Here is a 6,396-nt window from a genome sequence, read left to right on the forward strand (position 1 = left end):
GGGCTTTGTCCGGATGGGTACGAGTTCCCGTGCTATGGACGCGACTATGCATTTTTGACGCAAACCGGTTTGCCGAAGGCGTTCCACCGGTTCGGCAGGTTGGCGATGATTACGCCTTCGCCTTCGCCTTCGCCTTCGCCTTCGCCTTCGCCTTCGCCTTCGCCTTCCTGCGACGCAAGCTCCTGCGTCAGCAGGCGCTCGCCGATGCAGCGCTTGATGCGCGAGATCTGCGCCTCGACCAGCGAGCGCACACCGTAGCCGTATTTCTTGTGAAATGCATAGATGCCTTTGTCCTCGATGTATCTGACGATCTGGTCATGCCGGCGGGTTCGCTCCTCGCCGTGTACGACGGCGGTGGGATGACGGGCGTCACGCCCGCGCCTGAAAGCGCTTCGGTACGCTCGATGCTGTAGTACGCGCCATCGGCAATCACCCGATCCATCGGCACATCAGCGGGCAGCACGGCGTCCATTCCTTCGCTGTCCGATACTTCTGTAGTGGTGATGCGGATCGCGTGTACGTTCATGTCAGCGTCGATCGACAGATGCATCTTGCGCCACGGCGTGCGCGCGGCCTTCTGACCGTACTTTTCCTCGTACCACTGGCTCGCCCGCCCAAAGCTCAATCCCGTGCTGTCGACGATGAGACTGATCGTCTCGCCGCGCGCGAGACGTCGGGCCAACTGTTCGCAACGCTGCGTGACGCTCACCTCCAGTGAAGCGAACCGTTCGCCCAGCTGACTGGCGCTGGGCACCGGGATGTCCAGCCCGCGAGTCTCCCAGTAGTCCTCCATATAGCCGGTGATCTGCCGCATCCCCCAGCCGAACAGCCGGTAGAAGGTAAAGATCAGCTCGATGTACGCCGTGGTGTAGGTCGGCTCACGCCCCGACACGCCCGGCGTACGGATCTTTGCGTTGATAAGCTGCGCCTTCAGATCGCCGCCCGGCACATACAGGCTGATCATGCCGCGCTTTCTCAGGCGCTGGTTATACGCCCGCGCGTTCGTCACCCGGTACCCCGGCCGGCTTCTTGCGCTTGCGCGGTTCACCCGTCTTTAGTCTGGCTTTATATGGCATTATTCAAGCTGGCTTCATGATGTTGCGCTTTTACACAACCCGTAGCATCTTTGCAATACCCCCATCCGGACAAAGCCCCTCAGCACCACGTTGCGGATGCTCCGCCTGCTGCGTGTGAGGGATACGTTTTTTGCATATCGCTTCGGCATGGAAATTCTCCAGGCTTCATCACCTATCTAAAGCGTAGAGTTGGCGTTGGCGCGCCACAAGAAAAAATGTCGTAAAGAGTGGCGCGAAGGCGCCGCACATCCAGTCGCGCACGTCCGGGTAGGCAACTGCTGGTCGTACAGCAGGTCACAGCTTCAATCTCCGATCTTCAGGTTGTTGAATGTGACAAGGCAGCGTATTTTCCGTCCGGCAAGCCGTTCTTTGTCGCCAGCCTGGGTCGTCTCCCCCAAACACTCACCTTTGATGTTTCGCCGACGCGCTTCACGTAAGCGTGACGCGCGGCCGTACCGATTTCAGTCGCCGCGCGCCGCGCGCGAGCACGAGCAGCGCGCCGATCGCGAGCAGATCGCCTGCGAGCCTCGCGGGCAGCGAATCGGTGACATGCGTTGCGCGCCGCAGCGTGTCGATCGTATTGGAGGCAACCGCGCCGCCCACGAAGCAAACCAGGCCCTGCTGCCCCACGTTGACGACGGCTGGCAGCCGATGCGCGAGCCATGCTATCCAGCCCTTGCGCACCGCCTGCGCGGCCAGCCAGGCAACGGCGGCAAAATTCAAGATCCGCACGCTCGCGAGGTTCTGCTTCATGTAGCCGGGCTGGGGGTCCAGATCGGCGAACAGCCGAATGAACGCGAACGTTGCAACCAGCGACAGCGCGGACACGGTCAACGCGCGGCCCGTCCACGAAATCTGGAACGCGCGCGAGACGGGATAGATGCGGCACAGCAGGCCAAGCATGAACATGGCCTGCCAGGCGAACGGATTAAACGGCCAAGATGCGCCCGGAGCCGCTGGCAGCCACGCCGCGAGCCAGCAGCCGCCGAACCACAGCACGAAACTGCCGACCAGCACGACGTCGGGCGAACGGCGCGCATGCGGCATCACGAACGGCAAGACCATCACGAGCATGATGTACATGGGCAGCACGCCCGCGAGGTAAGGCTGATCGCGAAAGACGGCGATATTGGCGAGCATCGTGAACGGCTGCGCGGCGAAGCGCAGATAGCCCGACGCTGCCACCAGCGGTGAATCGACGCGCAGCATCACCGCGGCGGCGCCCGAAAGCAGCATGAGCGCTGCGGTGCACAGATACGCGGCGTAAATCTCGCGCCCGCGTCGCCAGAAACGACGGTTGGCCGCCCCGTCTCCCTTGCGCTCGGCGATGGAGAGCCAGGTCGCCGCGCATACGTAGCCGCTCACGAACACGAACACTTCCGCGGAGTCGCAAAACGCGAAGTTATGCAGCATCGCATGCGAAAGCACGCTCGACGGGATGTGATCGAGCGCAATGGCAATCAATGCGAAACCCCGGAAAAAGTCGATTTCGATCGATCGCTTTGCTGTCTGGTTCATCAATGACGATTCCCGTTCGTGTCGAAGATTACGATTGAAGGGGATGCACGGCCGCGATTTGATGAGGCGGCAAGCTTCATTCCTCTTTCGTAAGTATGTCTGATCGATTCACCACCGCGCGCCTTGCACATGCAAAGGCGCGCTGCCTCCCTTATGTATTCCGTCCAGACAAGGGTGCGGGGGTTCGGAGCAGGCGCAGGCTCCGCAACCGTGCTGGGCGCGCGCGCAAAAACGCTGGCTGTGACTGCAGCTCCGTGAGATTTGATTTCGTGTTCAGTCGTCATTCAATCCACTCGTAATGGTCCGCGAAAAGCAAACGCAAAAGCAAAAGCAAAAGTTGAGCCAACACCACATGTGCATCGATCGGTAAGGGTTTCAAGCGCGGCCGCAGTCGAACTCAATGCCCTGCGATGGTGTGAGTTTTGCGATGTGAGGCGGTAAGCGCTCAACCAGATCGCAGCAGGTTCGCGCGGTGGCCATCCGGTGAGCCTGTGCACGAGGTAGGCGTACGGCTGAAGGTCGCTGGCGCTGCATGCAAGTACGACTCTGCCAACGGAGCCTGGCCATCTCGGTGTGGTGTGACGCATTTCGTCCAATCGTGCCGACGGATGTAGGAGATGTGGGGTTGCGGACAAACGGTGCCAGGGCCAGCGGGGCTTCAAACAGTTGGGTTTGGTTCGTCATAGTTCGCTTCGTCTTGCAGGGCTGGTTGCCGCATTCTGCCGCAACCAGCCCTGCACCAGCTTATTTACTCTACGCGCGTCATGCGTTCGCTTCGCCGGGCTTGACCCCGATGGGCAGTTCAAACTCCTCCACTTGTGGGCGGCTAAATTCCCCCAGGCAGGACGAGCGGATTATGCGTCGGATTCCTCAGTGACGGCAAGCCTGGCGGCGGCTTCACGGAGACGATAGCTCTTGCCTTCAAACTCGAGGAGTTTGGAGCGATGCAGCAGACGGTCAAGGATCGTAGAGGCGATGGTGCTGTCGCGAAGGTAGCGCCCCCAGTCCTGGACGACGCGGTTGGACGTGACGAGAATGCTGCGGCCTTGCTTGTAGCGTTGATGGACGAGGGTCTGCAGCAGTTCGGCCGCGGCATCGGGAATGCGTTTGGCGAGGAACAGATCGTCAAGCACGAGGAGTTCGGGCTCGACGAGGGTCTTGAGCAACCGGTCCTGATCGGCACGCGTCTCCACGGCATAGCCAGCGAACACGGTGTCGGACTCGATGTAGCGCACCTTCATCCCCTGCAGGGTGGCGTTGTAGGCAATGGCCTCCGCAAGGTGGCTCTTGCCGGTGCCAGGTTTGCCGATCAACAGCGCGTTGTCGCTGTCGGCGACAAACTTCAGGGTGTGTAGCTCGAAGCAGGCCTGACGGGGTACTTTCGGATTGAAGGACCAGTCGAAGTCGCTCAGGGTTTTGCGCTCGTCCAGTCCGGACTGCTGGAACCGTCGTTCGAGCAGCCGGGATTGCCGGCGATCGAGCTCGCCCTGCAGGATCATGGAGAAGGTTTCGAGGAACGGCTTCTGGCTGGCCTGGGCCTGCAGTACCCGGGTTTCGAGTGTCGCGCTGATACCAGATAGGCGAAGTTCGCGCAGCGCGCGATCGATTTCGGCAAGGCTCATGCTCAAGAGAGATCTCCGTGGTTTGATGGCATGGCGGCGCTGTGCTTGGCGCCGAGGGTGAACAGGTCGGCATAGTCGTCGCCGTCCCGGATGAGGTGATGTTCCTGGGTCAAGGGCAGTTCGCCCTGGACGGGCGCGTCCAGTTCAGCCAGCGCCTGCTCCAGCAGACGCTCGGTTAGCGCCTTGACGTGCTTGTAGCTGGGTACGCCTTCTCTCATGGCGATCTCGCAGGCAGTAGCGTTTGACGACGGGGTCATGCACAGGATGCACTCCGGCCACCTCAGGATGCGCGAAGCGGCTTCCAGCAGTGAAGTCGATCTGGATCGTCAGCGAGATGAAGGCCGATGGCTTGCTGCCTGAGGACACGAAGGTCCGATCCTCGAAATATCTCAATAATCTGGTCGAGCAGGACCACCGCAACATCAAGTCCCGGACGAAAGTCATGCTCGGCTTCAAACGTTTCAGGAACGCAGCGATCACGCTCTCGGGTATTGAGTTGGTACATCGCATTCGCAAGGGCCAATTCGGCCTCGCGAAGCTCGGCCTCAAAGATACCACCGCGCCCGCAGTCTGGGAGGCCGTCCTATCTGCTTGATTCGGTATCCTCTATATAACAACAATCTCGTACAGACCGCCTATTTGCACCAGAGCCTGCCAGCGCCACCTTCGCCTTGAACGCCGCTGAGTGCGTGCGTCGGGTTCTCTTCGTCATGTCTTCGGTTCCTTTGCCAGCATTATCGCTGGCTCAGGCCCCGGCCAAACCACTTATCCGATTGTCCGAATTTGCGCGGCCACCTCTGACAAAGCTGCTGACTATCCTCAATGCCATCATTAATGCCGTTCAGGCTTAACTGAACGGCATTAGCTGCCTCACGCAGTTTGTTCGGACTGAACTCAATATCAATTATTTTGATGTTAATTGTCTTGCGTCCTCTCCTACCCACGAGGCAAACTTCTACCCCGCGCGGGCAGTGTGCGGTAACCAAGTGGGCTCACCAACGGTTGAAAGATTGATTCAGAGTAGTGAACGGCACCTCTTAAATCAGTAGGTTCTGGTATGGTCGTTGAGCCACTAGCTCCTCAAGAATGGTTGGGCACCTTGCTGATGTCACCCCTCGAAGCCCGTCAGGCACGGATGTTTAAACAGGCCGCCTGAGTCCCAAAACCGTGTCCAAACAATCTGGGCCGATACACTTGCTGATGTTACGCGGTGCATCACGACGCGTTTCCAATATCTCCTTCGTAAATTTATATGGCAGAACTCGCAAAAATTACCGATGACACCCTTGGCGCTGTGCAAATTTGGGGGTTCCATGGGGAGTGCAACGTATGGGACGTCGCAGCGGCTCTTGAGGAGATCGCTGCGGGGCTAAAGGGCGACGGCCATACAATTCACGTGATGTCGGGCACCCACGGCTGTTGCGTGGGGCGAGTCGGTGCTGTCGCAACACGCGAGCAAAGGTTTGCGGAAGAAGATCGGGCGCTCGCCCAGCCCATGACGGCAGACAACAAGACCATTGTTGTGGCTGTCCGCGACTTCAATACGAACAAGCTGCCGGCTCCCGACTCCGACTACGTGTCCGCAGCGATGTCCAAGCTCAACAAGGACATCCGCACGATCGTGGCAGAGACGCCCGGGACTCCTACATTCCTGCTCGCCTATTGCTGCAGTGCAGGCACGAAGTAGCAGTGATGGGTTCCGCAGGGTTTTGTCTTCGAGTCGCCTTGGGTCATGCGGCTCTGCTGCAAATAGCGCGGGGGCGAATCGGTTAAGGTGTCGGGCTGAACGAATTGAGAACCGACGATTAGCAAGCTGAAGAGCCTGGACGAACTGTTTGCAGGCCGTCACTTTGACCGCGATGTGATCATTCTGTGTGTTCGCTGGTACCTGCGCTACAAGCTTAGCTTGCGCGATCTGGTCGAAATGATGGCGCAACGGGGTCTGCGCTGGCCCACACGACGATCCTGCGCTGGGTGCGGCGCTTTGCGCCGGAGTTCGTCAAACGGTGGAATCGCTTCGGCAGGCCCACCGGCCAGTCCTGGCGTGTTGACGAGACTTATCTCAAGCTACGCGGCAAGTGGGTTTATCTTTATCGGGCGGTGGATCGGGTGGGCCAGACGGTTGACTTCATGCTCCGTGCAAAGCGCGACGTGGAGGCGGCAAAAGCCTTTTTCAGGAA

At 59.6% G+C, this 6,396-nt stretch carries 5 protein-coding genes and 3 pseudogenes; 3 read left to right on the plus strand and 5 right to left on the minus strand.

Features of this window, described 5'->3' with window-relative positions; genetic code table 11:
• Nucleotides 1–44: 44 nt before the first annotated feature.
• From A3CW_RS0143865 to A3CW_RS53585, 5 genes and pseudogenes are all read right to left on the minus strand, one after another.
• Entirely contained in the window at nucleotides 45–251 is a 207-nt protein-coding gene (locus tag A3CW_RS0143865) for a hypothetical protein (RefSeq protein WP_028209066.1), read from the minus strand.
• Nucleotides 188–964, minus strand: coding sequence for a transposase (locus tag A3CW_RS53740; protein WP_028209067.1), 777 nt, complete (start codon nucleotides 962–964; stop codon nucleotides 188–190). The genes A3CW_RS0143865 and A3CW_RS53740 overlap by 64 nt, the downstream gene beginning before the upstream one ends.
• A gap of 541 nt (nucleotides 965–1,505) precedes the next feature.
• Nucleotides 1,506–2,594 (minus strand): OpgC domain-containing protein, encoded by a 1,089-nt coding sequence (locus tag A3CW_RS0143875; protein ID WP_028209135.1) that lies wholly within the window; start codon nucleotides 2,592–2,594, stop codon nucleotides 1,506–1,508.
• Nucleotides 2,595–3,448: 854 nt separating this feature from the next.
• On the minus strand, nucleotides 3,449–4,216 hold the full coding sequence (istB, locus tag A3CW_RS0143880) for an IS21-like element helper ATPase IstB (protein WP_028209136.1): 768 nt from the start codon (nucleotides 4,214–4,216) through the stop codon (nucleotides 3,449–3,451).
• Nucleotides 4,217–4,218: 2 nt separating this feature from the next.
• Nucleotides 4,219–4,449 (minus strand): annotated as a pseudogene (locus tag A3CW_RS53585) (IS21 family transposase); the annotation flags it as partial.
• A gap of 140 nt (nucleotides 4,450–4,589) precedes the next feature.
• Between A3CW_RS53585 and A3CW_RS52965 the strand changes: the two are divergent.
• The 3 genes and pseudogenes from A3CW_RS52965 to A3CW_RS52035 form a co-directional block, all read left to right on the plus strand.
• Nucleotides 4,590–4,811, plus strand: a pseudogene (locus A3CW_RS52965) (DDE-type integrase/transposase/recombinase); the annotation flags it as partial.
• Between the two features lie 657 nt (nucleotides 4,812–5,468).
• Nucleotides 5,469–5,903: a hypothetical protein gene (locus A3CW_RS0143895; protein ID WP_028209138.1), complete on the plus strand. Its 435-nt coding sequence runs from the start codon at nucleotides 5,469–5,471 to the stop codon at nucleotides 5,901–5,903.
• A gap of 117 nt (nucleotides 5,904–6,020) precedes the next feature.
• A pseudogene (locus tag A3CW_RS52035) lies at nucleotides 6,021–6,396 on the plus strand (IS6 family transposase); the annotation flags it as partial.

The sequence above is a fragment of the Paraburkholderia nodosa DSM 21604 genome, from assembly GCF_000519185.1.
Lineage (GTDB): Bacteria > Pseudomonadota > Gammaproteobacteria > Burkholderiales > Burkholderiaceae > Paraburkholderia > Paraburkholderia nodosa.

Excerpts from the sequence above, each read along its gene's own strand:
- A3CW_RS53740 (WP_028209067.1), bottom strand. The coding sequence starts at position 964 with ATGATCAGCCTGTATGTGCCGGGCGGCGATCTGAAGGCGCAGCTTATC.
- A3CW_RS0143875 (WP_028209135.1), bottom strand. The coding sequence starts at position 2,594 with ATGAACCAGACAGCAAAGCGATCGATCGAAATCGACTTTTTCCGGGGT.
- istB (WP_028209136.1), bottom strand. The coding sequence starts at position 4,216 with ATGAGCCTTGCCGAAATCGATCGCGCGCTGCGCGAACTTCGCCTATCT.
- A3CW_RS0143895 (WP_028209138.1), top strand. The coding sequence starts at position 5,469 with ATGGCAGAACTCGCAAAAATTACCGATGACACCCTTGGCGCTGTGCAA.